This is a genomic window from Bradyrhizobium macuxiense (assembly GCF_001542415.1).
Lineage (GTDB): Bacteria > Pseudomonadota > Alphaproteobacteria > Rhizobiales > Xanthobacteraceae > Bradyrhizobium > Bradyrhizobium macuxiense.
The window spans coordinates 54,006-79,301 of the sequence record NZ_LNCU01000107.1 but is presented as its reverse complement, the minus strand read 5'-3'; the positions used below and the strand labels follow the sequence as shown (position 1 = coordinate 79,301).

The following is a 25,296-nucleotide window of genomic DNA, read 5'->3' as shown; positions in this document are numbered from 1 at the left end:
GTCATACGGCGTTCCTTCTGAATGAAGCAAGGGTGCCCGAACGCAGCGCCGCACTCGGCAGGCCATGCCCGACGATCCGTTCAGCCAGCCGGGCGGTCTCGATGAGGGCCTCTACGTTGACGCCGGTTGAAATTCCCATCTCTTCGCAAAGCAGTGCGAGCTCTTCGGTCGCGATGTTACCCGGCGCGCCTGGCTGGCCCGCAAATGGACAGCCGCCCAACCCGCCGACGGCCGCATCGAAGCGCGTCACTCCGAGCCGCAGTCCCTCATAGGCGCAGGCGATTCCCTGCCCGCGCGTGTCATGCAGATGTAGCGCGATCTTCAGATCTGGCCAGCGATCACGCACTGCTCCGATTGCCGCCGCAACCCGGGAAGGAGTGGCCCAGCCCATGGAGTCGGCAAGCGTGAGGTCATCGAGCTCAATGTCGGCGCCGCGTGCGATTGCGAGCGCATCAGCAACTGTCTCGACAACTTTTGCGGTAGAAATGTCCCCCGCAAAGTTGCATCCGAATGCCGCCATCACGATGATTTTCCCGATCGGCAAACCAGCGTCGCGATGAACCGCGACATATTTCATCATCGCTTCGATCTGACCGGCGCGATCGCGGTTGAGATTCCTGATCGCAAAGGGCTCTGACGCGCTCAGCGAGATGAAGCCTTCTAGCGTCAACCTGTCCTTGAAGGCGAGCGCGCGCCGCAGGCCGGCCTCGTTGAACCACACGGCCGAGTATTCGATCCCTTCGCGCGGCTGAAAGCCCGCAAAGACGGCCTCGGCGTCGGCCCACCCGGGCACATGCTTGGGATTGACGAAGGACCCCACCTGGATATGCGAGAGGCCAGATCCGGAGAGCGCATCCACGAGGGCGATCTTGTCGGCCGTCTTTATCGGCCCCTTCTCGATCTGAAACCCTTCGCGCGGCCCCTCCTCGCTGATGACTACGCGCTTTGGCAGATCCATATACCCTTGTCTCCCGGTCTATTCTTGCTGATCACCAACCGTGGATGCCGTGGGGCGATCTGACAATTACAATTTGGAGATCGGGTCGTTCTGGGAATCAGATGCCGCAAGAAACAGCTGCTCTGTTCGATGGTCCGCAACGTATTCAGCTAAACATCTCGTTTCCAGAAGCCTCATATCGGGAAGTTCTATTGGTTTTACCCGAGCGCCTTCGGCATCGTGCCTCTCTAATAAGCAAGGTGCTTAACTTGCAATGTCGGCCCTGCACAGAGCAGGATTCATATGGGGAGGACGAGGACATGGTCATGACGACCGTCGCGGCGACCGCCGTGGAAGGCCGGACGGCTTCAAGCAGAGGCTCTATCGAGGAAATCGCCGGCCGCATGGAACGGCTGCCCATGTGTGGCTATCTCTGGCGCCTCATTATCCTAATTTCGCTCGGCGGCTTTTTCGAACTCTACGATCTCTTTTTCACCGGCTACATCGCCCCCGGGATGACCCAGAGCGGTCTGCTTTCCACCACAACTGCAAACTTCTTCGGCTTTCAGGGAATCGGTGCGTTCGTCGCGGTAACGTTCATCGGTCTCTTTATCGGTACGTTCTTCCTTGGCTTCATTCCCGACAAGCTCGGACGGCGCTTTGTATTCACTTGGGCGCTTGTCATCTACACCATCGCCACCGTGATTATGGCCTTTCAGACCAGCACGGAATGGCTCCTCGCCTGGCGCTTGTTCGCGGGAATCGGCCTGGGCGTCGAGGCAATCACCATCGATGCGTACATTACCGAACTGGTCCCTCGACGCATGCGTGGGAGAGCTTTCGCACTCAACCAAACGATCATGTTTCTTGCACAGCCCACTGTCGCACTGATGGCGTGGTGGCTGGTGCCGCAATCCCCGCTTGGCTTCGATGGCTGGCGCTGGGTTATCTGCATCGCTGCATTTGGCGCGGTCATCGTATGGTTCGTTCGCCGTGCTGTTCCGGAAAGCCCCTTCTGGCTCTCACAGAAGGGCCGGACCGCAGAGGCCGACAATATCCTTTCTACGATCGAAGTGCGGGTCGAGCGACAAATCGGCACCAAGCTCGAGGTTGCAACGCCGATGTTCATTCCACGGTCGTCAACGACAGCTGCCCTGCCTGATCTCGGGCGAACGCCCTACCTGACGATCGTGCTGACGCTGGTCGTCTTCAACCTGTGCCAAGCGTTCGGATACTACGGTTTCTCAAGTTGGGCCCCCACCCTCCTGATCGAAAAAGGAATCACGATCACCAAGAGCCTCCAGTATTCCTTCGTCATCGCCTTCGCCGCGCCCTTGGCGCCCCTGGTCGCGATCAGCTACGCCGATAAAGTGGAACGCAAATGGATCATCGTGACAATGGCTTTTGTCATCGCGTGCGCCGGATATGGCTTTGCCGAGTTCGTGCAGCCGGTAGCGATAGTTGCTTGCGGTCTCGCGATCACGTTTGCGAACACGACACTTTCGTTTGCATATCATGCCTATCAAACTGAGGTCTTCCCGGCGCGCATCCGCGCACAGGCCGCAGGCATTGTCTATTCCGCGAGTCGCGTTGGCGCGATGTTCTCCGGATTCGCCGTAGCCTTCGTCCTGCGCAACTCGGGCGTCTCTGGCGTGTTTGCGGCTATCACAACCGCCATGATGATTGTCATGCTGGTTATCTCTATTTTTGGGCCCAAGACTCGGGAACAGGTCGCAGCGTGAACGACCATCTTCGTCTTTCCGCGGCTCGGCGACTTAGATTGGGCAAGTCTTTTGCGCTGAATATGATGTCGGCTCGGCATAGGCCGACATCGCGGCAAGCCGCATTCGACAAGATTTCTGGTCCTTGGAAACTGCCTGGAAATTCAGTTTCCGACAGCGACGGAGCACGGATGGAGCACCTGCTCGATGCTACACCTACATCGTTGTACTTGATGTCCGACCCTGACCGGCCAGATGTGGGAGCATAGCATTCCGGCCGTCGAGGCGACCCGCTATTTGAGCATGTTCCGGACCATAGTCGAAGCCAGGAGAAACGGGCAACGCGCACCGCGACATTAGGGTCCATCAGTTCGGCATTCAATGGTCAGCTACCACGCTGGTCTCGTGGAATCGTTTCCCAAGTGAGCCGTTAGGATGAAGGCGTAACTCGGGCGGCAATAGCTCCACCCCTCGTCAACGGGCAGATTGAACACCGGATCACGCTCCTTAAACTCGAAAGACTTCGAATTTGCGGGCGCGGAAAAGTCGCTCTGCTTCAACCTGTCAATTGGCGCGGAATGTTAGAACTGCACCAAAAATGCGTTGCGTTCGTCAGAGGCAGTTCCGGATGCCACCTCAGCAATATTGCCGCGTGAATGACAATCAGGAAGCGGTCGCTTCGATCAATTCGCGCACCTTCCGGCGTCGATCGCGGCGTTCGCGTCGACGGCGCGATCGGTCTTCTCGTTTTTTCAACCGAGGCACTGGCGCCTCGGTCGGAGCCAATGCAACAACTCGGCCCAGACCAGATCTGGCCTCCATGAAATCCAGCACGTTGCGGCCCTTGCTTGTGATCTTCCAGCCGCCGTTCTCGCGTTCGACGAGCCTTTGGGAAAAAATGTCGAGCCCCGGGACTCGCGAAGCGAGCCGCTTGGTGCGATCGGCCCAGTCCCGACCGCTTGTCGCTAATATTGCGATGTCGTGCCTGAGTGCGGCCATCGAGGCGAAGCCGTCTGGGTAGCTCACCAACACCTTCAGAACTGTAACCTGGAAATTCACCCCGCTGCCCAGTCAGCGCCACATCGCGGGCGCAGACGAGAGGGCTTCGCGACCTGTACGCCTGAGTTCCTCAAGAGAGGTCTCGCCGTTTGCGGCAGCCTCTAAGATTCCTGAAGCAACGCGTGTGCGGGCACCGGTGTCCGAGCGCGAAATGCTCTCGCATATCTCATCGAGGACCGCGCGCAAAAGCGCGGTTTTCGCTTGATCAAACATGGGAATACTCCCCTGAAAGGATAAACTGTACCACATTTCGTTGCGGGCGAGACCAACTAAATTTAACATCGAGGTTGGTCAGGGTACCGGTCCCACCATCCGAGCGCAGGGAGCACGGACTCCACGCTGAAACGAACTATCTGGAGGTTCAGTCAGCAAAGACAGCCTGTTGCCGTGCCCCGGTCAATGTTTGAATCTGGACGGTTGCTTGTCGTCAGCAGCTTCCTCGACGGCCTCTCGGAGAGCATTCTCACGCGCGCATCTCTTCATCCGGCAGCTCTTCGAATTGCTCGCGCTTTCCATTCGACAGGCGGCCACTGTTTAGCGATGCTACCGCTGCGCACCGGCAATCACTTTTCCGCGTTCGGTCCTCTCAGACGACGCGGCCTCGCTTTCCGGCGCGAGCACGAAGTCGAATTTCGTTTCCCAAAATGGATTGGCGAATTCGAGCTCCTTGCTGCGGACGAGATCGGTTACTCGCTCTATATTCGCGAGGAGGCTCTTTTTCACCCCGAACACAGCGTCCGAATCGATATATTGATCGGTAGAATCAAAGATGTGGGTCGTAAGGGTCTGGAAGCCGTCCGCTGAAATGATGAAGTGCAAATGCGCCGGCCGAAACGGATGACGGCCAAGCTTGCCCAAAAGCTGCCCCACCGGTCCATCGTCCGGGATCGGATAAAAGCGAGGCTTCACCGCGCGGAACCAATACCGTCCCGCTTCATCCGTCCGAAATACGCCGCGCAGATTGAAATCGGGCTGGAGCCCCTTCTGTTGCACATCGTAGAAGCCGTCGTCGTTGGTCTGCCAGACGTCGAGTTTCACGTTCGGGATCGGACGACCGGTCGTATCCCGCACGAAGCCGGAAATCACCATGTCCTCGCCCTTGTGGTCGAGACAGATATTGGTACCGGCCTTTAGTTCGGGGGCGTCTTGCACGTAGAAAGGCCCTAGCACCGTGCTCTCGGAAGCGCCAACCGGCTTGCGGTGATTGATAGCGTCGACCAACATCGAGACGCCGAGCGTGTCAGACAGGAGGATGAATTCTTGCCGCCAATCGGTGCACATCTGACCGGTCCGCGTGAGGAACATGATTGCCTCGAACCATTCCTGCTGGGTTGGTTCTATCTCCTTGACCGCTTCGTGCAGCTTACGGATGACGATGGCCATCACCTCCTTCAAGCGCTCGTCCTTGGCGTTCTTATTGCGTCCGATTACGACCTCTTCCGAGTCCTTCTCGGTGAAGTATCCCTTCTCGTGGTCTTCCATGACCCTCTCCTTCAGCTCGCCAGTATTTGCTTGAGGACACGACGCAGTTCGGCAGCCGGATCGTCGGCGACCGTCTCGCGACGCCAGCAGACGTGCTGATCCGGGCGAGTCAACACGACGCCGCTGTCTCTTACCTCGCGCACCCGCGCCCAGTCGCCTGAGAAATCCTGCCAAACTTGGCGCGGTCCGATGACGTGGACATGGATGTCGATGTCCAATTCCTTACCCACTTTCTTGGCCGCGGCGACCCACGCCTCTCCACCGATGCCAGTAAGGACAGAGAACTTGCCGTGTCCCGTTAGGTCGAGCGTGGAGATTTTCTCGCCATCCTTGGCGAACAGCCAAGCGTGAGGCAGCCGCGCACCGGGCCATGTCGTTTGCTGGAAGTGCAGTTCGGCATCCTTCTGGAAGGCAGGTTCCATCTGCCCGTCCGTGGCGATCGCTCGCGACCCATAGCGATGATTCATCTCGACGCCGTGTGCGTCGAATTCGTAGACTTTCGCGGCGATCGTCTCGCGAATCTCGGCACGTTGCTTCTCGGCGTCGTCGGTGTTCTCGCAGCGGGCATCCATGTTCTGCTGCATCTTCACCGGATCTATCGAATCCAGCAAGCCGAGCGCCTGGAAGATCGGACCGAACTCGTCGATGGACTTGTTCGCTCGCGTTACGATCTGCTTGGCGATCGGAGCACGCTCAACCGTGTAGGTGTCGAGCAGTTTCGGACCGGCGCGCCCCTTAAGCACGTAGGCGAGCTTCCAGGCCAGGTTGAACGCGTCCTGGATCGACGTATTCGAACCCAAGCCATTGGACGGCGGATGCCGATGGATGGCGTCGCCCATGCAGAACACGCGTCCGTTGGAAGTTTTGGTCGCGTACATGTTGTTCACGGTCCAGGTCGAGACTGACTTAAGGTCGATCTCGAGATCGGGATCGCCAACCAGGTCACGCGCGACCTTGGTCGCGAAGGCTTCGTCCACCTCAGGCGCCGGCCGATTGATGTCGTATCCCCAGACGATCAACCACTCGTCCCATGGGCGCACCATGCGGACCAATCCCATGCCGATGCCACCAACGTCCGCGCCGGGCTGCACGACCCAGTAGAGCACTGAAGGTCGGTGTGCCACATGGCGTGACAAGTCCGCTTTGAACAAGATGTTCATCGAACCGCCGACGCCCATCTTTCCATCGAATGGCAATCCGGCATGCTGGGCGACTAACGAATTGCCACCGTCGGCTCCAAGAAGGTATTTCGACCGCACGGTGAGCTTCTTGCCGGTCAGTCGGTCGAGAAGCGTGGTCGTTACCCCCTGCTCGTCCTGGGCGTGGCTTTCGTACTCAGTCGACATGCGCGCCTGCGTGCCGCGCGAACAAGCCGTCTTGAACAGAAGGGGCTCCATGTAGGTCTGCGGGAGATCGTTCATCTTCGTTGGCGAAGAAAGCAAGTGTTCCGCTCGCGAGAGGGGATGCGTGCCCCACGTCTTCAGCCGCCCGATCTCTTCGCCGACGAGCGACGTGCAGAACACATTGTCGCCCATCAAGTCTTGGTGCGAGGCAAACATGTACGCTTCATCCTCGACGTCGCGTCCGAGGTCGCGTAGCACTTCCATCGTTCGCTGATTGGTTATGTGGGCTCGGGGTGTGTTGGCCAACCACCGATACCGGTTCACGACCATGTTTTCGATGCCGTAGGTAGACAATAGCGCGGCGGCGGCAGATCCGGCCGGACCGGTGCCGATGATGAGAACGTCTGTAGTGATGTCGGCCATTTGGCCCTCCCTTCGTCTGTTCGGTTCGTTGTTCAGTTTTTGAGAGATCCGCCGCGAAGAAGACGTCGGACGGGTAGAAGCTGAATGCCGGTGCGGCTCGCGAATAGCCCCCAAAGCCCCTCTTGCGCGAACAGCATTACGACGATTCCGATCAGACCGAGCACCAGCAGGTAGATCGATCCGAAATCCGCAAGAAGCTTTTGTAGACCGAAGAAGATGAGCACTCCCACGATCGGTCCCTCGATCGTGCCGATGCCGCCAATCACCACGATGAAGATCACGTAAGCCGTCCAGTCCGTCAGCGAGAATGCCGCGTCCGGCGAGATGCGTGCCTTCTGGACGTAGATCAGTGCACCGACGATCCCGGTCATGAACGCACTCGCTACGTACACGATGGCTCTCAGACGGCGCGCATCGACGCCGATCGCCCTCGCTGCCTCGTGATTGTCGCGCACCGAGGCGAGCGCCAACCCCTGGCGCGATCGCAAGAGCCGATAAACCAGCAGAATCGTCGCTACCGCGAGAAGAAGCGCGACCCAGTAGCAGATTACGTCGACCGCCTGGGCTGGACGGAAGCCGAACAGATTTTTCGCCAGATCGATGCCCAGCATGCTCCGCGTCGCCGGTCCTGGCAGGGACGTGCCTGTCCCACCGCCTAGCGTCTTCCATTGCGCGACGACGAGCCGCACGATCTCGGCGACAACCCAGGTACCGATCGCAAAGTAAGCGCCTTGCAGGCGGAAGGCGAAGATACCGGCCGGGATGGCCAGCAAAGCCGCGGCGAAGCCGCCAAGCAGAATGGCGACTAGAGGATCTAGCTTGAACAGGAGGACGCCGGCGAACATCACGTAGGCGCCGAGACCGACGAAGGCCTGCTGACCGACCGATACCAGTCCCGCGTAGCCGGCCAGCAGATTCCAGCTTTGCGCCAGCACCAGCATGGTCAGGATGAAGAACAGATCCTGCAGCGCGGCTCGCGGCACGTAGAGCGGCGCCAGCAGGCCGGCGATGACCGCCAGCGCGCCGAATGCCATGAATATGGTCGAGGTTTTAGTTCTCGTTTCAACGCGCCAAGTCGTTGCCGGTCCATGCATGGTCGCCCCCTCAATCCACGGCGCGTGGGAACAAGCCGCGCGGGCGGAACAGCAGCACCAGCACGAAGGCGATGTGACCCGCGAGGATCTGCCATTCGGGATTGACGGCGCCGCCGATCGTTTGAGCCACGCCCAACACGATGCCGCCTGCCAACGTGCCCCAAAGCGATCCCAGACCGCCCATGATGACCGACTCGAACGCATAAATCAGACGTGCGGGGCCGATGGTGGGATCGAAGTTCGAGCGCGTGCCGAGATACAGAGCTGCAATGGCGACGACGGCCATGGCGATGCCGGTGGCGATGGCGAAGGTTCGCTGAGGCCTGATGCCCATCAACCCGGCCGTGACGGCATCGTCCGACGTCGCGCGAAATGCGCGACCGAGCTCCGTCGCGTAGAGCAGACGGTTCAGGATCACTATTACCGCAAGCGCCGATGCGAACGTGAGCAACGGCATGACGCCGACGTGAAGAGACCCCAGCCGGACCGACGCCGTCTCCAGATATCCGGACGGGATACGCCGACTATCGGCAGAATAGGCCTGAAGCAAGCCATTCTGAAGCACGACGGACAGGCCAAACGTCACGAGCAGAGGCGGTAGGATGTCCGGACCGAGCGTGCGATTGAACACGTATGTCTGCAGTAGCCAGCCGATCGCGAACATGATCGGCATGGCGATCGCCATTGCGACGAACGGATTGAGACCGAGTGTGCCGACCAGGACGAAAATCAGATAGGCCGCAAGCACGATCAGATCGCCATGCGCGAGATTGACCAGCCGCATGATACCGAAGACGAGAGACAGTCCCGCCGCGAAGAGCGCGTAGAGCCCTCCCAGAAGAATGCCCTGAAGTACGGTGTCCACCCAATTCATGAATCAGCCCCGAAATATGCGGCGTGGATCGCCTCGCGTTTCAATTCCATCGGGCGGCCGCTCAAGGTCACCCTTCCTTCCATCATGCAGTACAGGCGATCGGCGACCTTCATGGCCTGACCGATGTCCTGTTCGACGATGACGATGGATGCTCCACTTTCGCGGATTGCGGGGAACGCGGCGTATATGTCCTTGATGATGACAGGAGCCAGTCCCAAACTGAGCTCGTCGCACAGAAGAACGTGCGGGTTCGACATCAGCGCTCGGCCGATTGAGACCATCTGCTGTTGGCCGCCCGAGAGCGCGGTTCCGGGGTTGTTGCGCCGTTCCTTGAGCACCGGAAACAGTTGATAGATCGTCTCGAGCGACCATGGACCGTTGGTCGAGCGGCCATAGCGACCAATCAGCAGGTTCTCCTCGACCGTGAGCGATGGAAACAGCTTGCGCCCTTCCGGCACCATCGCGATCCCGAGCGCCATCACCTCCGGTGCGGCCAGCGCGCCTATCGGGCGGCCGTCGAACACAATTTGCTCGGGTTTGTTGCGAAGGACACCCGACACTGACCGCATCAGAGTCGATTTGCCGGCACCGTTCGCGCCGACAATCGCGACGGTCTCCCCAGCATCGAGCCACAAATCCACGCCGAACAGGGCCTGGAAGTCGCGGTAAAAGGCGGTCAGCCCATTTGTCTGGAGAAGAGCCATCAGACGTCGATTCCCAAATAGATCTCCCGCACCGCGCTGGATGCCATGATCTCCTCCGGAGCGCCGATGCCGACGACTTTGCCGAAGTTCAGAACGAGGAGCCGCTGCACGATCGCGTTTAGGGCGTGAAGTACGTGTTCGATCCACACGATCGTGACACCGGAGGCATGGATGGAGCGGATGGTGTCGACGAGAGACCGGCACTCCGCTTCGGTCAGGCCGCCTGCAATCTCGTCGAGCAGAAGCAGCTTCGGATCGGTGGCGAGCGCGCGGGCGAGTTCGAGGCGCTTGCGCTGCAGGAGGCCGAGACCGCCAGCGAGCACGTTGGCTCGTTCGACTAGACCCGTCCTCACCAAGATGTCCGCGCAGCGATCCGTGACTTCGGATTCGGCCTTCCGCGATCCCATGGCCGCCGCGACAACCAGATTCTCGAACACTGTGAGCTTCTCGAACGGCTGCGGGATCTGGAAGGTACGTCCCACGCCAGCGTGACACCGCTTCATGGGTGGCGTCCGCGTCACGTCGGCGCCGTCGAACGAGACGCGGCCGGCGTCGACGCGAACGTTGCCCGTAATCAGGTTGAAGAGCGTCGATTTCCCTGCCCCATTGGGACCGATGATGCCGAGCGCCTCGCCTGGTTCCACGCCGAAGGTCACATCGTCAGTGACTTTCAGCGAGCCGAAGCTCTTGGAGACCTGGTCCAGTTCGAGAATAGGCACGTCGAGTCTTCCCCCTTTCGTCGTTGCGGTTTGTTGGAATGAAAGCTCGGTCGCACTAGACGATCGGCTCCATCTTCCCTCCAGTCGGGATGTTCGGCGACGTCTTGTTGTCGGTAATGACGAGGTCGTAGCCGCCGCCGTCCTTCAGCCGCCACTGCCCACCGACCAACGGCGTCTTGCAGATGTTCTTCGCGGCGAAGGGCGGCAGCCTAGCGCCGTCCCAGGCGATCGGACCGACGATGGTATTGAGCTTTGTGGCGGCGACGGCCGCCGTCACCTTGTCTGCGTCGGTCGGGTCCTCGACCCGCTTGAGGACGTCGGCGGCGATCTCGAACAGCGCGTGTACGAATCCGATCGGTTGCGTCCACGGCCGCTTCGTCGCAGCCGTGAAGCCTTCGGCGAGTTCCTTGGACGATACGTCGGTCAGTGACGACTTGAAGGGATGGCTGGGCGTCCACCAGACTTCGGAGGAAAGATTGTGTCCCTGCTTGCCCAGAGCTTCGACGGCTTGAGGAAACAGCAATGCCTTCCCCATCGACGCGATCTTCGGCGTGAAGCCCTTCTGCTTGGCTTGATTCCAGAATGTTGTGAAATCGGGCGGGATCATCACTCCGGTGACGATCTCGACGTTTCCGGACTTGAACGCGTTGATTTGAGCGGAAAAGTCGTCCGAAAGATTCTGATAACGGCCGGGATCGATGAGCTTGTAGCCCTTTTCCGTGAGCACGGGCGGGAAGCCTAACTTCCCGTCGCCCCAGGCGTTGCCATCGCCGTCGTTCGGAAAGAGCCCGCCGACCTGCTTGTCGGTCGACAATTGCCCCCACATGTTGGTGAATACGGCGATGACGTCCTCAAGGCCCCAAAAGAAGTGATACGAGTAACCGAACGGCTTCCAGGATGCGGAATCGCCTGGATTGCCCTGCTGGCCGATAAACCAAGGCTGCCAGGGCGCGACCGTCGAGATGCAAGGAACGCCCTCGGATTCGCAGATCGTGGATACCGGATTGGTGGTCTCCGGCGTCGACGCCACCAACATCAGATTGATCTTGTCACTAACGACAAGCTCTTTCGCTACTTCAGCGGCACGATTCGGGTTGGACTGGCTGTCCTTGACGACGACCTGCACCTGAAGTCCTGCCGACTTCGCCGCGGCAACGAAGCCGTCGATAATGAACTTGTCCGCTTCGGCGAACGCAGCGAGCGGTCCGCTTTGCGGGCTGACGTAACCGATCTTAGCCGCCTTGCCCGCGGCCAACGCGGGCTTGAAGATTCCGTCTGCCGCGGCAAGCAGGCCGCCCACAGCGCTCGTCTTCAATAGTCTTCTTCGTGTGATCATATTCGTTTCCTCCCTGAAATCATTTGCCTAAAGCGGCGGTTCTCTCCCTATCCACGCATCCCTCAGGAGCGCGCGAATCTCCGCCTGATCGAATGGTCGCGGGTTGAAGTAGGGATTTTTGACTGCGATTTCGGCAGCGCGATCGAGATCAGCCTCGCTGAGACCGAGTTCCTTCAGCTTCGTCGGTGCCTCAAGGCGGATCGCAAAGCGATGGAGCGCCTTGCCGGGCGTCGTACCATCGAGCGCATCGGAAATCGGCTTGAGCAGCTCATCGACCGCCGCGGCGTTGAACCCGACGGTATGAGGCAGAAGGATTGCGTGCGTCTCGGCGTGCGGTGTATCGAAGCTGCCGCCGAGCACGTGGCAAAGCTTGTGATGGAGGGCCATCGACGTCCCACCGAGGACGGCACCGCTCAGCCACGCGCCGTAGAGCGCTTCCGCACGACCGTTGCGGTCGGCCGGATCCGCGGCGACCGCCGGCAACGCTGCCGCGAGGGATTTTATCGCATCGGCCGCCATCATCGACAGAATCGGATTGCGATCCGACGCATAGAGTGCCTCGGCGGCATGGGCAATCGAGTTCATGCCCGACGACACCGTCATGCTTTTCGGAAGCGTCATCGTAAAATCTACGTCGTAGATCACGGTTTCCGGTAGGATCGCGGGATCCCGCCGGGTGGTCTTTTCGCCGTTCTGGGTCTCCCCCAGGATATCGGTCATCTCCGACCCGGCATAAGTCGTCGGTACGGCGATCTGATCGACACCGGTACGCAGCGCGATCGCTTTGCCGAGCCCGATGGACGAACCGCCTCCGAGCGAGATCACGCAGTCTGCATCGGCACTTTCGTAGACCTCAAGAGCTTTGCGGGTGACATCTACAGGCGTATGCATCGTCGCGCCGGAGAAAACGACCGCGCCCGATCCTCCGATCCGGGCGGCGAGCGCCTCGCCGTCCTCGCGCTGTTGCGGCGTCGTCAGGATCAGTGCCTTGCGACACTCAAGGCGTTTCATCTCGACGCCAACCTGCGAGATCGTGCCCGCCCCGAACACTACGCGTGATCGGATACCGGGAAAGACGAAAGATCGGGATCCGTTCATGCTGCACCTCTCGGCGTCTTTGGCGCCCGAGCCATCACGAACGTGAACTCGAGACACCACGGGATGTCTTTGCGACGCGTTTGTTTGAAGTCGGCAAGCAGGTTCGGCCGCACGGCATAAAGAGCATCCTCTATTGTGGCTGCATCTACCCGATCGAACACCTGCGTCGTGACCGACTCGAAGCCGTCGGCGGAGACGATGAAATGGATGTTGGCCGGTCGGCGCAATGGGCAGCCCAGAGCGCCGAGCAGCTTCCCAGCTGGACCGTCCATCGGGACGAAGTAGCTCGCGGGCTTAATAGTGAGATAATCAAATTCGCCCCGCGCATCCGTCTTAAAGACGCCGCGGAGATTGCAGTCGGGTTGGTTGTCCGGCTGCTGGTTCTCGAAAAAGCCCTCTCCGTTCGCTTGCCACGTCTCGACCACCGCTCCGGCAACCGGGCATCCGTCCAGATCGACGACCCTTCCTTTTACGGATAAGGGTTCACCGACGCCGTCGAGGCAGATGTTGGCGCCGTTCGAGTGGCGCGGCGCATCGGCGCGGTAGAAGGGACCGCGAGGCGCGTTCGGCGTCGCGCCGACGGGACGGCGGCTATTAATCTTCTCAACAAGCACCGAGGCTCCGAGGAGATCGGCCAGTAGAACCCACTCCTGCCGGTTGTCGGTCGTGGCGTCCCCGATGGCGGTGAGGTACCTGATAGTTTCCCGCCACTCCGCCCGGGTCGGACGAAGTTCACTGATAATCCGATGGACTTGTTCGACGACCTCGACCATGGCCGTCGTGAGCCGGCCCTTGCCGACCCTCGCGATGCGCCGGGCGACTTCGCTTTCCATCTAATCGTCGAGATCGATGGGTAACAGCCGCCGCATCGGTCCTCCCTGAATTCGCTTCCCTTAAGAAAAAAAGCGGTAGCAGGCCCCGCTTCTCCCGTTGATGATTTCTTGAGCAGATAATATAGCAATCTGGTATGAAGCTCGACGAACGGCATCTCATCCAGTTGGCCGCGGTAGTCAACGCCGGCGGCGTAAGCGAAGGCGCGGAGCTCCTCGGGATGACTCAGCCTGCGGTCTCGCGTACGCTGGCCATATTAGAGAAACGGCTCGGCGAAGCTCTCTTCGTGAAGGGGCGGCGGCCACTGCGCCCGACGCCGTTCGGCCGCGCCCTCGCCGACCATGGCCAGGCGATGCTTCTATCGTCACGCAAGGCCTCGGAACTCGTCGACAACTTCCGGGAGGGCCGCACCGGAGCGGTGCGAGTTGCCGGGACGCAGTTCTTCATGGACGGGTTGGTTTCGAATCTGATCGCTGACTTTCACGTCGCGCGCCCAGACGTCCGCGTCATTCAAAGCTACGGCTACATGGAGGAACTGCAGAGCGCCATCCGCGCCGACCGGGTCGACCTCGCAATCTGCCCGGTGGACGTGCTCGACGGTGACGACCTCGAATTCCGAAGCATACTGCCCGGACGCAACGTCGTGGCCTGTCGCGTCACGCATCCGCTGCTGATGAAGCGCAAGCTGAGGGGGTCGGAAGTCCTAGACTACCCTTGGATCGCGCCGCCGCTCAACAGTCCTCTGCAGGCCGATATGCGTGCGCTCCTTCTCTCGTTCGGTTCGACGGGCGTCAGCGTTCCCTATGTCGGCGGTTCGCTGGCGAGCGCCATCAATTATCTGAAGCGTACAGACGCGCTCACGATACTGCCGCATGGCGTCGTCTTTGCTTACCGCAAGGAACGCGAAATCACCGCACTGCCGCTGCGCGTTCCTCATCCAGAGCGAGCGCTGGGCATTCTGAAGCTGGCTGGAAGTCCTCAGTCCCCCGCTATTGCTGCCTTCACCGATTTTATAATCAAGGGTTTTGGGAGCCTCGCGGACCTTATCAAGCGGCACGAACAGTCTGTCGTCTGGAAAGCCTGATCTCGGGCGGCGTGCGTCCAGTCTCAAACTTCAATATCGAAGCCGTGGATCGAAGGCGCCTAAACCTCTGGTCGACGGGAACGGCTCCGATGAGCGAGAAGGGAAACGAGCCTAGCCTGCGGCTTCAGGTTGCCTACGCCTACCCAGCATACTTTCGAGGGGAGTACATTATCCATTCTCCTTTCGCCGATTATCACTTCGCCGAGTCGAAGCCATTGAGAACTTGGGCTCCGCCGACACGCGTATCTCTGACATTCAGCTCAGTCGCATAGCAGCCTCCCTGCCCCAAAGACGTACTCAGCTTTTGACTGATCTTTGGCTGCAGAAATGGACAATATGCCATTTCCCTTTGGCGCGCTTTTCATTCCACGAACCCAAATAAGCCCCGACGCTCGATGCTGATCGAAATTGCGAAGGGTCATCGATCGTATGTCTGCGCCTCTGCCGACCTTGACGCGTGGTAGACCGATGCACGACACCCCGCCAGCCTCAGCGCTCGGATGATGGTACTGGTCTTCGGCTCCTTGCTTATGCCGCCGTCTTCTCAGTTCAGCCATCCAAGCTGGAGCAACATATCGTTTCTGACCGACGGCATCAGTCGTTCGGTAAAGCTCGCTGCTGATCTACCGCCAAGTACCAGTCCTGGATGGCGGACGATGCAATCCAGCGGTGCCGTCCGGCAAAACGGAACGGCAGAACATCGTCCCCGAACCGTCCGTCGTAGACTTCACTGATTCACACGCTGGAAGTCTGGAAGAAATATTCCACGGTTTATTGGAGCACGCTTACGAAGCGCCCCTCCAACGGAGTTGTCTCTATCGAACGTTACTTTCGGAAGCGAACGCCTTCGCCCGACTTTTCCGACGCGGCCAAGAATTCAATCTCGTATTCGTCTTCGAGAACTCGCTGCATTGCTTCAAGAACCTTGCGACGACGAGGGTCCATTTTTTCGCCCTCGTCGGTCTCAACAACGCTAACGGCTTGGCGAGTGACTCCGGCCCGTAATGCCAAGGTAGCCTGATCCACCCCGGCCAAGACGCGGCCCGCTCGAACAAGCCGGGGCGACGGCCATACGCCGCGGGGGTCTGGTGGTCTGTTAACCATGCGCGCCACATTTGCTGGAATTATTCCAGCGATGGGTTGACCGATCGACCATTTCGCTGACATTATTCCATCGATCCGCTCGAATCGATCTGGAAAGGGATGATGAACTATCACGACTACATCGCAAGTCGCAGCTGGCGTCAGAACCCCGCTCGGCTTGCTGAGCTGGAGGCCGCCGGCTTCAGGTGCCGCATTTGCAACGATGATGGCCAAGCGAATGCGCTCGAAGTCCATCATCGCACCTACGCGAACCTCGGTCGTGAATTACCGAGCGACCTCACCACCCTGTGCCGCTCCTGCCATCGTGTCGCTACTGATCACCTGCGCCGGCTTCGCTACGCGGGCCACGCCATTGCCCACGCCGATATTCAGCAACCGTTTGAATGCCCTGTCCCCCTCGTCGATCCAACCTTCAAGGAGAATATCTGATGTCCGTGGGCCAACTGCGAATTCGGTTGCAGGGCGAGCGCCCTCTGTTGATGCACAGCTCCCGGCTGGCAGATCCGCTCGATCCGATCAAGATTGAACTCGACCGGCTCACGAGCAAGCGAAACAAGACCATCGCCGACCATGAGCAGATTGCGAAAGTCGAGTGGCACGGCGGTCTTTGGCTTTTGGGCGCAAAACCCTGCATCCCGAGCGAAGCAATTGAAGCTGCATTCGTTGCAGCAGCGAAAACTCGCCGCAAGGGCAAGCAGGCCAAGGCGGGATTTTCATGTACCACCTCGCCGCTGCTCGAATACCACGGTCCCGATGATCTTTCCTCGCTCTGGGAAGATAAGGCATTCAGATTGCGCTTTCCTGTGAATGTCAACGATTCAAAGGTCATGCGCACGCGCCCGAGATTCAGCGACTGGCATGCCGAGATAAACGTCGAGTTCTTGCCGAGCCTACTGAATCCCAGCGAGGTGATCGAGGTTTTCGAGATAGCTGGTCTTCGTGAAGGATTGGGCGATTGGCGCCCCAAGTTCGGCAGGTTCTCGGTGACCAAGATCGACTAGACCCGGCGCGCCGCGGCGTGGCGGGGCGTGCCCCGGTGAGGCATCGCAGGGCCCGGCTTGACAAGGCGAGAGCTCTAAGTGGGCTGCTCCTTCCCAAATCAACTACACGCGAGATGAGCGCACCCAACGCGCGACAGGTGGAATTTCATGGCTAGCAAAAGATCCGAGCACACGCTCGTTCCGACCAACGGCAGGGGATGGCCATTCGGGCCGCAAGATACCACGCCGCTCGCATGGTGGCGCACGGTCCCGTCCTACGCGTTCCGCGACGCCGAGCACGTCCTGCTGCTTGCGACACTCAAGCGCATGAGCGTGCTGCACGGCGGAAGCGACTTCGCTTCCGCACAGGAAGGTGAGGCTGCAGCCGCCATCGGCGTAGCCTTCTCCTTGATGCCGATTACGGAGATGACGCTCAAGGTCGATATCGCCATGACGGCACTGCTGCGCTGCGCGCTCGAACGCAACGCGGCGGCAGCGCTCGTCCTGACCCAAGTGTTGAGCTTGACCAACCTCGGACATGGCCTCGCAACCGATCTCGCCGCGTCGTGGTTCGCGCACGGTCTGCGTCATTCCACCGATCCGGAGAAATTCAGCAAGGCCGAGACTACGTTACTGGCTACGTCCCGGGGACGGAATCGGAAGGGAAATATCGCGTGAGGATCCAGATATTTTCCGACCTCCATCTTGACGTTCTTCCCATCAAGAAGATTTCGGCCGTTGACGGTATCGACTGCGTTATCGTCGCCGGCGACACGTGCGAAGGAGTGCTGTCCGCATTCGCGCATCTGCGGCGAATCGTGCCGATGCCGACCCCGATTCTGATGGTGCTCGGCAACCATGAGTACTACCGCCGCTTCATTCCGGATGAGCTCGCACTCGCCCGCTCGCGGGCTCCCTCCTTCAACATCCACGTATTGGAGAACGATACTATCGTCCACAACGGCGTCCGCTTCGTCGGCGCGACCCTCTGGACCGATTATCGGATCTTCGGAGATGCCAGACAAAATTGGGCGATGAGCGCCTGTGGCGCCGCTATGAACGACCATGGGCAAATTGGGTGGAAGAAGCAACCCTGGGCTCGCTTCAGGCCGCAAGAGGCGGCGCTTCTGCATTACCGATCGCGGAGTTACGTTGAGTATATCCTGGCAACAGAATTCGATGGTCCGACGTGTGTGATCACCCATCACGCCGCGCATTGGGACTCAATTCTCCCGAAGTATCAGAACGATCCGGTTACGGCCGCTTTCGTGTCGGACATGTCGGCGACCATCAAGGCGCATCAGCCGGCATTGTGGGTACACGGCCACGTGCACAATTCTTGCGACTACTACGTCGGCAAGACCCGGATCGTCTGCAACCCACACGGCTACGGCAACGAAAACGCGGGCTTCAGCGGTTCTCTCGTTGTGCAGATTGATACGTAGGCCAGAACCGATCGCTTCCGCTTAGCAATGTCACCTTCTTCATTTGGACATCGATACATGCTGACGCGCTTATTTACTTTTCTCCGTCCGGTTCGCATCTCACCGGACCTGTCATACCGCCTTTGCGAGCTCGCTGATGATTGCGACCAGCTCCACCGAATGGTGACGACGTCGCCGTTGTGGTGGGCGGATCCCGAGTGCAACTGGATCCCGATCCTGTCACGCTTCTACCGGCTCAGCTCTCCCGCGGCCACGAGGGCTGTCCGCGACACTCCAGGTGCTATCAACGCTCGCGGTTTGGAGGACGGGGCATGAGCGCCGCGGATGACACCGACGATCTCGATTTGCCGGCTGTTGAGAATGATGCGGTCTCGAGCGGAGCTGCCGCGGACTCGTCCGATCTGGATGACCGTCTGAAGACCTTGCCTCGGCTCCTGCGCTACGCGATGCTCGTCCGTGACGGCGACGAGTCCACGGAAAAGCGCCTGGTTGCCGAGATCAACGAAATTTGCCCCGCACTACCACAGAACGTTGCTTGGGTCGCGACGCCAGACGTAGCCACGGGATTGGCACTCGCGACCGAGCTAGATCAGAAGGCCGTCAATATGGACCAGCCTGTCCTGCGCAGCCTTTCGGACTGCGTTCGCCTGTTGAGCCTCCCCTTGCCGCGCGGCGTCGAATCGTTCGACGATTATCGCCGGGTCGGAAAAGCGCTATTGGAAGCGTTCCACAAAGCCAGCCGTGACGCGGATGAAGAGCTGAAGGGAGAGCTCGAAGAATTCGCTTATGGTTGGGCGGCTCTGCCCGCCTGCAGCGATTTGCTTTCAAAGCACGTCCGCGCTGCCGAGAACGCGGCTAGATTAGGCGCGATCATGGCGGAGCATCGGATCGTCGCCGCCAAGGCTGCCTTGCGCCGCAAGCAGCAGGAGGAAGAACAGCGGCAACAGGAGAATGCCAAGGCCGCCGCGACGCACCAGCAACGCGCTGCCGCGGATACTACGCCGGACGGCCACATCGTGGTGGCGCGCCTCTCGACCGAAGAGTTGAAAAACGTCAAGCTCAAGGACATCTTGGGGCCGCTCACTGGCGCTATCAACGTGGCGTTGCCCCTTGTTCAGACGCCGTCGCTGCACGAGGTGCGGAATACTCTTCTATTCGAGTTCCCATACGCCAAAGACGCCATCGATTTTGCGCTTATCGGTCTCGTCGGACGCAACACGGTGCATTTCCGCCCGCTCCTGATTGTTGGTGATCCCGGTGGTGGGAAGAGCCGATTCGCGAGGCGACTGGGCGAGCTATTGGGTGTCAACGTTTGGCGAGAAGATGCGTCGCGAGCCGACGGCGCAGTATTTGGAGGCACGGACCGGCGCTGGTATTCGGCCGAGCCCTGCCACCCCTTCCTCGCGATCGCACAAGGCAAGTCCGCCAACCCGCTGGTGCTGATCGACGAGATCGAGAAAGCTGCAACACGAAGCGACTACGGCCGTTTGTGGGACGCTCTACTCGGCTTCCTCGAGCCTGAGACCAGTATGCGCTACCCGGATCCAGCGCTTCAGACCAATCTCGACTTATCGCACGTCAATTACGTCGCGACGGCGAACAGTGTGTATCCACTGCCCTCGCCAATTCGCGACCGATTTCGGGTGGTAAAGTTTCCGAAGCCTGCCGCAAGCGACCTGGAGGCGCTGCTGCCAGCTGTTATCAGCGACCTCTCCCGAGAGCGTGGGCTCGATCAGCGCTGGGTATCTCCGCTCGACGACGTAGAACGGGCCGCGGCCGCGAGGTCCTGGACCGGCGGCTCGGTTCGCCGCCTGCGCCGGATCGTCGAAGCAATCCTGCGCGCACGTGATGCCCGCGCATCGAGGAACTGACGCTATGCATTTTCCCGAGTTCGAGGAAATTAGGCCAGCAAATGACCGTCTGCCGCGAAACGAGGCGCAATCGCGTGCCCAACTGCTCCGTTGGCGGCACACAGCGCTAGGACCGGTCGCACATCGATTGGCCAAGGCTCGACGCATCGATGGCGACGAAGTCGTCGCCGAAATGGATCGCTTCATCAAACAACGTCTCAAGGCGGCCCGACGAAACCGTTCGATCAGTTTGAGCCATTCAAAGGTTCAAGCAATTCTTTCCGTTTAAGGCCTTCAAAGAGTTCGTGCCCTTCGAGCCATTCTTCGCTACCGCTTGGTCCGACAACCAATTTGGTGATACTCTGCGCGCGGGGGCGAGCGTCCTGCTAGGAGGCACACTACGGGTGAAATTCAAGAGCTTCGATTAACGTTCAATGATGATCGGCGGAGCCCCGGGGATGTCTGCCAAGTTCAGTTCAAGTTCTATGTTGCGATCCGCGAGCCATGCGCCGACGGTAAACCCGCCCCAGGCCGTCACATCGATTAGCGCTTGGGATTTCCTAAAACCCGCCGTCGCCCGATTTGGCCAAAAACTGTAATGTAGAAAAAACTCGACTTGGTCGTGCTCAACATCGACATGCTTTTCAGCTTCGACGATCAGCCTTACTTTGACCCGGTCTGCATGTGGAGTGCTGGAGAATTCTGCCCGTAGTTCAAAGTCGTCAATTTTTGTTTTTCCGCCGAACCGGCCACGATTAGGATCATCAGGCCAAGCGATCATGCGCCGTAGGGCCGGCGGATCTGACCTTGACGAGCTTGCAGTTGGCACAGCCGTTGCTGGGGCATCCTTCAAAGCGGTGTCGAGTTCCGCCAAAGTCTGCTGAAGCCTGTGCTTTAGCTCAGGCGCTGGCGTGTTGAACAGAATGGCCAGATCTGTCGCTTGATCACCGGTTCTTTCTGCAAAGCCGTCGCTAGATCGAATGCCTGCGACTTCGAGCGTCCGCAAGGACATCGCTTTGGCTTCAGGTGAAAGCAGAGCGAGCGGATCGATACTAAGTTCAAGCCTAGGAGCGGATCCCGCAGCAGCAAAAGCCGTTCGCGCCCTCTCGGCAACTTGCTCGATTGTTCCGCGCAGATCGCCTGTTTTTGGATCCCCGGTCTCAGTTGCATCGCCGATAGCAGCAGCCGGACGCCAGACGAGCCACGGTCTTATGCCACTTCCACCACGCGCTACGGCGCGAAAACTTGCACCGCTCGGGATTGCATAAGAATCGCGTGTGCTTTGAGCTAACGCCCAGAACCACGACCGTTCAAGAATCGGAGGGTTCGAGAGATCCCGACCCTTTATATCTAGAGACGAGCCGACGGTCTCCAAACGCCACCGAAGAGCGGCTACGTCGGGCGGTGCCCCCTCCACGTTCACGCGTTTCAACCACTGAATGGCCTTTTGCTGCCACTTCTCACTAAATTCCTTCTGGGAATCGCGATCTCTGGGCCAAGGATCGTCGAGGGCTGGCGACGCTTGGCGATCCAAGCAGCTCAGGACCACCGCTGCTGCGTAAATCAGCAACAGAGGGTCTACGCTCGTCGCACTTAAACTCCTCTCGAATGCCGCGCCGAGGGAGCCACTGCCAACGGCAAGATCGTGAAGTAAAATGCCCGCCAGTCGTTCACTTTCCAAGAAATCCGAATCTGACTGAGCGGTTGAGACGATAATAGTGCGGGCGGCATCTATGCCTTGGTACTCGACTGCCTTATACGCATCGCCTTCGCTGAGAAGTACGCTGCTTTCGCCGACGTACATCATTACCACAGTCCGGCGCCCCCTCATCGCCGGGATCGTCTGATCAAATGTTGGGCTAATCGTAGAAGCAAAGCGGAGCCGATAATCGCCGGGTATCACGTGATAAAATCGCGCTACGAAACTATCCGAACTTTGCGCCTGTGTCGTCGCGACCTCCCCTTGAGACGACCGCATATTGCCGGCGACACCCAGGAGTCTCAGGTTCACTTCACTTTTAATCAGCGTATTGGGTGAAGAAGGGCGCACGATTATCAGGACCTCCGAGCCGTCGGAGGCTTCGACAGGTCCTGCGAATGAGCTGTAGGGATAGATCTCGCTCGCAAAAAGAGGCGTCTCATTGAGATCGATAACTAGTGGCTTCTCTATGGGCAAAAGGCGAACGATCTTTTGCGATGTTTGCCCTGCCGCACTCCAATCGATCATGTAGATGCCTTGTGGCAATCGCGCCTTGAGTTCTACGGTACCCTTGGCGCGTCTGCGGTATGTGGCATCGACGACTTGTATTTCGGCGCCAACTGGCCCCCGAACTATGAGGTCGGCTTCCGTACGATTCTCCGTATCTTCAAAGGATGACATCTGTCACTCCCGGGCCCGGATGTCTAAAAGCCTTCGACGACAGCGGATTTGTAATATCGAACGAGTATAGCCGACCTGTGACTGCTGCAACCAGCGTCGGGTCTGGTCCGGCGACAAGCTCTCTGAGAATACCACCGTTGTGATCGACCAGATGAACCATTGTGCCAGGTGCGACGGTCTGAAAAACGACGCGGATAGGTGCCTCCTCCTCGGAAACAGGAATCGGAGGACTGTGCACGATGACCGGCGGTGGATCGCTGGGATCACCAAGGAAATGAGGCTTTTGCCCCTTCAGTGTATGCAGACCAATATTATCGCTCACATAAAACTTGAGACGATCCAGGTTCAGCTCATTCGACGTTGGATCCCGCAAGGTTCGTAGACCGCGGAGCAAAGTCTTGGAAAACACGCCGCGGAACGGCGCCGCTTCCGTCTCATATGCAATCTTGTTCTTTTGAGCAGCGTGCCCAACTCCCCAAAATGGCGCAGGCGGATTCATTGCGGTGGCCGAGCCAACGGTCGGAGCTGGCATGTTCAACGCCGACATAGCCACGCGGCAACAGTCGAGGAACATGAACACCTGATCGAATCCCCCAGCAAGTAACGCTCGCCGGAGATCGTCACATGGAATCAATCCCATTACCGTAGCGGTATTTGGCCGGAAATCGCCCGAAACGAAGCAAGTTTGAATTTCGGCGGTCGCGCCAGTTGTGTTTGTTTGAATCCCATGTCCTGCAAAAAATACATAGCAACGACGCTCTTCGTTGCTCTCTAATTGTGCTGCTTCGGCGGCCGCGGCTTTTCCCGCCTGCAATGCAGTTTCAAGGATAGTGATCGCACTAGGCGGTTGCGAAAAATCCGGCTTCTTCTGTCCAGCCAGCAGGTCCCACCATTCAGTTGGGGATTGCAAATAGTTAGCGAGCGCCGTAGGCGGATTTTGCGGGGCCGGCTTTGTCCAGAAGAAGAGGCGTTCGGGCGCTACGCCGCCACCATCGCGGTGGAGAGCCCAATCCGCAAAATCTGCTGCGTCCGCGGCCGCGCCCTTTAGTATGCGCTGCCCGGCGTGCGGATGATACTCGTTGATACCAACGACGAAAGCCCAAGCCTTCATTGTCATTGCCCTGTTAAAAATCTGCTTACGCTTGCAAGCGTCAATTCTTCGCGCGTAAAATTACTATGGCTGTCGGCGGTCGTGATACCTGGCGTCGGTGAGTAGAAACTCCCATTGCTCGGTTGCTGGAAAAATGCAGCGATAGACTTCTCCGCAGAAGTTTGTTTTTCATCATTGAGCCAGTCAACTCCGACAAAACGCTGCATGCCGACGAGAGGAGCGTCGGTAAAGGCTTTAGCGCCTAGTTCCTCGAACATGCCCGAGACGAGATAGAGCAATGAGCTTGGATAAATGTACCCCCATTCGTGACCGAGAACGGCGTCCACTCGCTCAAGCTCGTCACTCATCGTAAACATCCGACAGCGTGAGATATTCTTGCCGGCGCTCTTGATCGCTTCCGCAAAAACGTCGGTCCTGACCGCTGGGGCCAACAAGACGAGATCGAACGAGACATTTTTGTCAGTCTTCTGCATTGCATTGAGCATCTCGGCGACCCAGATGGAACCAGCGCTGTGCGCCGTTACGACGACGTGCACAGGAGTAGTTCGTGATAAGGCCGCAAGGAGTTTCAAACCGAATCCGCCGGGACTGAAATGGTCCGCGGCATCCTTAACAATCATACCCCAAATCTTTGCACCGAGTAGATCGCCGTACATCTCACGCGCCACCTCTTCGACCAACGTTGCGTGAAATCCGTGGTCGCGCTTTGTTCGAAATCGCGAAAAGCACCGGAACGCAATCTTTCCAGCATGTTTAAGCAGAAAGGCCGAGACGGCTACCGCGCCGCGTCCACCCTCACCTTCTGCTTGTTTTTCTTCGATCGGGGTCCGAATTTTTTCGTCCAAGCGGCGATAGCTCTTTTCGCCTCTTTCCGTTTGTCCAGCCGGAGCAGGCGCGCGCCCTTCTAACCCGGAATTGATCGCAGCATCGATATCGGCGACGGCCTCGTTGAAATGTTGGTCGTTCTTGAGAACCGTTTTGAATTCTTCGGAGAGTTCGTGGTCTCCCTGAAGAATGGTTACCGGATCTCGTCCGCCGGCGGTCGCTTGCGGCGTTACCTTATCCATCCTGTCGAAAGGCTTGCGACGGTCGCCATTGCCAAGAATCCCTTTGCGGATTTCCTGTTCCGTCAAGCCCGTCGTATCCGCAGCCGAGCGACCCGCAGCGGGAAGGGCAAGTTTTTTGGCCACGAACCACATCAACTTCTCGAGGACGACCTGATAGAGACGATCGTCATGCGCGAGATCAAGCCAGTTCGTGCGAATTGTCTCAATGACGCCCGTGTGCCAAACAACGTAGATCTGCGACCACTCTGCAGGCAGGCCCAATCCCGTCGGAGCCGGGCCAGCTAATCGAACTGCTGTCTCGCGCCCAGCCTTTTCGTTGACCAATCCCCCGTGCAAGTGCAGCAGCACCTTCGCACCGGCGCGCGCCAACTCGGTTTCAAGTTGATCGAACGTACGTTCTTGGCCTGGATCAAGCTTGCCGTCTGTTGTGGAGAAAATCATCTATCCTCTCAGCAATCCTTGATTGATCGAGCTATGCGCCTCGCACACGCCTTTTTTTAAAGCATCAGCGCGCCAGAATTCGGGTGGGCCGACCGCAATGCCTCGCGATAAGCAACCGACGGGTATCCATTCGTAGGATTCGAAGCGGTGAGTTTGCGCTCTCCTATGCCTTCGGAGCCGCTACGCGACTCCACAAGGAGACAGAGCGGGTGT

General features: G+C 59.0%; 22 protein-coding genes. 8 read left to right on the top strand and 14 right to left on the bottom strand.

Features of this window, described 5'->3' with window-relative positions; genetic code table 11:
* Position 1: 1 nt before the first annotated feature.
* Positions 2 to 958, bottom strand: coding sequence for a hydroxymethylglutaryl-CoA lyase (locus AS156_RS32520; protein ID WP_066513443.1), 957 nt, complete (start codon positions 956 to 958; stop codon positions 2 to 4).
* Positions 959 to 1,257: 299 nt separating this feature from the next.
* Here AS156_RS32520 and AS156_RS32515 point away from each other — a divergent pair, with 299 nt between their 5' ends.
* The gene (locus tag AS156_RS32515) at positions 1,258 to 2,679 is read left to right on the top strand and encodes an MFS transporter (RefSeq protein WP_245313174.1); all 1,422 of its coding nucleotides are present in this window, start codon (positions 1,258 to 1,260) and stop codon (positions 2,677 to 2,679) included.
* Positions 2,680 to 3,321: 642 nt separating this feature from the next.
* Here the strand turns inward: AS156_RS32515 and AS156_RS32510 are convergent.
* The 10 genes from AS156_RS32510 to AS156_RS32460 all read right to left on the bottom strand — a co-directional run bounded on the left by AS156_RS32510 (position 3,322) and on the right by AS156_RS32460 (position 13,623).
* A complete protein-coding gene (locus tag AS156_RS32510) occupies positions 3,322 to 3,717 on the bottom strand; it encodes a hypothetical protein (protein WP_066513441.1) in 396 nt (131 codons plus the stop codon).
* Positions 3,718 to 4,260: 543 nt separating this feature from the next.
* Complete coding sequence (locus AS156_RS32500; RefSeq protein ID WP_066513440.1) at positions 4,261 to 5,199, bottom strand: intradiol ring-cleavage dioxygenase; 939 nt, start codon at positions 5,197 to 5,199, stop codon at positions 4,261 to 4,263.
* Between the two features lie 11 nt (positions 5,200 to 5,210).
* Complete coding sequence (locus tag AS156_RS32495; protein ID WP_066513439.1) at positions 5,211 to 6,965, bottom strand: FAD-dependent oxidoreductase; 1,755 nt, start codon at positions 6,963 to 6,965, stop codon at positions 5,211 to 5,213.
* Between the two features lie 32 nt (positions 6,966 to 6,997).
* A complete protein-coding gene (locus AS156_RS32490) occupies positions 6,998 to 8,059 on the bottom strand; it encodes a branched-chain amino acid ABC transporter permease (protein WP_066513438.1) in 1,062 nt (353 codons plus the stop codon).
* Between the two features lie 10 nt (positions 8,060 to 8,069).
* Entirely contained in the window at positions 8,070 to 8,933 is an 864-nt protein-coding gene (locus AS156_RS32485) for a branched-chain amino acid ABC transporter permease (protein ID WP_066513437.1), read from the bottom strand.
* On the bottom strand, positions 8,930 to 9,637 hold the full coding sequence (locus AS156_RS32480; protein WP_066513436.1) for an ABC transporter ATP-binding protein: 708 nt from the start codon (positions 9,635 to 9,637) through the stop codon (positions 8,930 to 8,932). The genes AS156_RS32485 and AS156_RS32480 overlap by 4 nt, the downstream gene beginning before the upstream one ends.
* Positions 9,637 to 10,356 (bottom strand): ABC transporter ATP-binding protein, encoded by a 720-nt coding sequence (locus AS156_RS32475; protein WP_066513435.1) that lies wholly within the window; start codon positions 10,354 to 10,356, stop codon positions 9,637 to 9,639. Before AS156_RS32475 ends, AS156_RS32480 begins: the two co-directional genes overlap by 1 nt.
* Before the next feature lie 55 nt (positions 10,357 to 10,411).
* On the bottom strand, positions 10,412 to 11,692 hold the full coding sequence (locus AS156_RS32470; RefSeq protein WP_066513434.1) for an ABC transporter substrate-binding protein: 1,281 nt from the start codon (positions 11,690 to 11,692) through the stop codon (positions 10,412 to 10,414).
* Positions 11,693 to 11,719: 27 nt separating this feature from the next.
* Positions 11,720 to 12,790 carry a maleylacetate reductase gene (locus AS156_RS32465; RefSeq protein ID WP_066513433.1) on the bottom strand — a complete coding sequence of 357 codons (1,071 nt, stop codon included), beginning with the start codon at positions 12,788 to 12,790 and terminating at the stop codon, positions 11,720 to 11,722.
* Positions 12,787 to 13,623, bottom strand: coding sequence for a dioxygenase family protein (locus tag AS156_RS32460; RefSeq protein WP_066513431.1), 837 nt, complete (start codon positions 13,621 to 13,623; stop codon positions 12,787 to 12,789). The genes AS156_RS32465 and AS156_RS32460 overlap by 4 nt, the downstream gene beginning before the upstream one ends.
* A gap of 134 nt (positions 13,624 to 13,757) precedes the next feature.
* On the opposite strand from AS156_RS32460, the gene AS156_RS32455 reads away from it, so the two are divergent.
* The 7 genes from AS156_RS32455 (at position 13,758) to AS156_RS42495 (ending at position 20,373) form a co-directional block, all read left to right on the top strand.
* Positions 13,758 to 14,705: a LysR family transcriptional regulator gene (locus AS156_RS32455; RefSeq protein ID WP_066513430.1), complete on the top strand. Its 948-nt coding sequence runs from the start codon at positions 13,758 to 13,760 to the stop codon at positions 14,703 to 14,705.
* A 1,206-nt stretch (positions 14,706 to 15,911) separates the two neighbouring features.
* Positions 15,912 to 16,238: an HNH endonuclease signature motif containing protein gene (locus AS156_RS32445; protein WP_201456138.1), complete on the top strand. Its 327-nt coding sequence runs from the start codon at positions 15,912 to 15,914 to the stop codon at positions 16,236 to 16,238.
* Entirely contained in the window at positions 16,238 to 16,810 is a 573-nt protein-coding gene (locus tag AS156_RS32440; RefSeq protein WP_066513422.1) for a hypothetical protein, read from the top strand. The genes AS156_RS32445 and AS156_RS32440 overlap by 1 nt, the downstream gene beginning before the upstream one ends.
* A gap of 147 nt (positions 16,811 to 16,957) precedes the next feature.
* Positions 16,958 to 17,467, top strand: a complete 510-nt coding sequence (locus AS156_RS32435) for a hypothetical protein (protein ID WP_066513420.1) — start codon at positions 16,958 to 16,960, stop codon at positions 17,465 to 17,467.
* Positions 17,464 to 18,234, top strand: a complete 771-nt coding sequence (locus tag AS156_RS32430) for a metallophosphoesterase family protein (RefSeq protein ID WP_066513419.1) — start codon at positions 17,464 to 17,466, stop codon at positions 18,232 to 18,234. Before AS156_RS32435 ends, AS156_RS32430 begins: the two co-directional genes overlap by 4 nt.
* Before the next feature lie 311 nt (positions 18,235 to 18,545).
* A complete protein-coding gene (locus tag AS156_RS41445) occupies positions 18,546 to 20,105 on the top strand; it encodes an AAA family ATPase (protein WP_082747853.1) in 1,560 nt (519 codons plus the stop codon).
* A 4-nt stretch (positions 20,106 to 20,109) separates the two neighbouring features.
* On the top strand, positions 20,110 to 20,373 hold the full coding sequence (locus AS156_RS42495; protein WP_136626549.1) for a hypothetical protein: 264 nt from the start codon (positions 20,110 to 20,112) through the stop codon (positions 20,371 to 20,373).
* A 135-nt stretch (positions 20,374 to 20,508) separates the two neighbouring features.
* On the opposite strand, the gene AS156_RS32415 is transcribed toward AS156_RS42495, so the two are convergent.
* The 3 genes from AS156_RS32415 to AS156_RS32405 are packed head-to-tail and all read right to left on the bottom strand — an operon-like array spanning position 20,509 to position 25,083.
* Positions 20,509 to 22,464 carry a pYEATS domain-containing protein gene (locus AS156_RS32415; RefSeq protein ID WP_066513413.1) on the bottom strand — a complete coding sequence of 652 codons (1,956 nt, stop codon included), beginning with the start codon at positions 22,462 to 22,464 and terminating at the stop codon, positions 20,509 to 20,511.
* On the bottom strand, positions 22,451 to 23,581 hold the full coding sequence (locus tag AS156_RS42490; protein WP_136626548.1) for a caspase family protein: 1,131 nt from the start codon (positions 23,579 to 23,581) through the stop codon (positions 22,451 to 22,453). The genes AS156_RS32415 and AS156_RS42490 overlap by 14 nt, the downstream gene beginning before the upstream one ends.
* Positions 23,578 to 25,083: an alpha/beta hydrolase gene (locus tag AS156_RS32405; RefSeq protein ID WP_066513411.1), complete on the bottom strand. Its 1,506-nt coding sequence runs from the start codon at positions 25,081 to 25,083 to the stop codon at positions 23,578 to 23,580. The genes AS156_RS42490 and AS156_RS32405 overlap by 4 nt, the downstream gene beginning before the upstream one ends.
* Between the last annotated feature and the right edge of the window lie 213 nt (positions 25,084 to 25,296).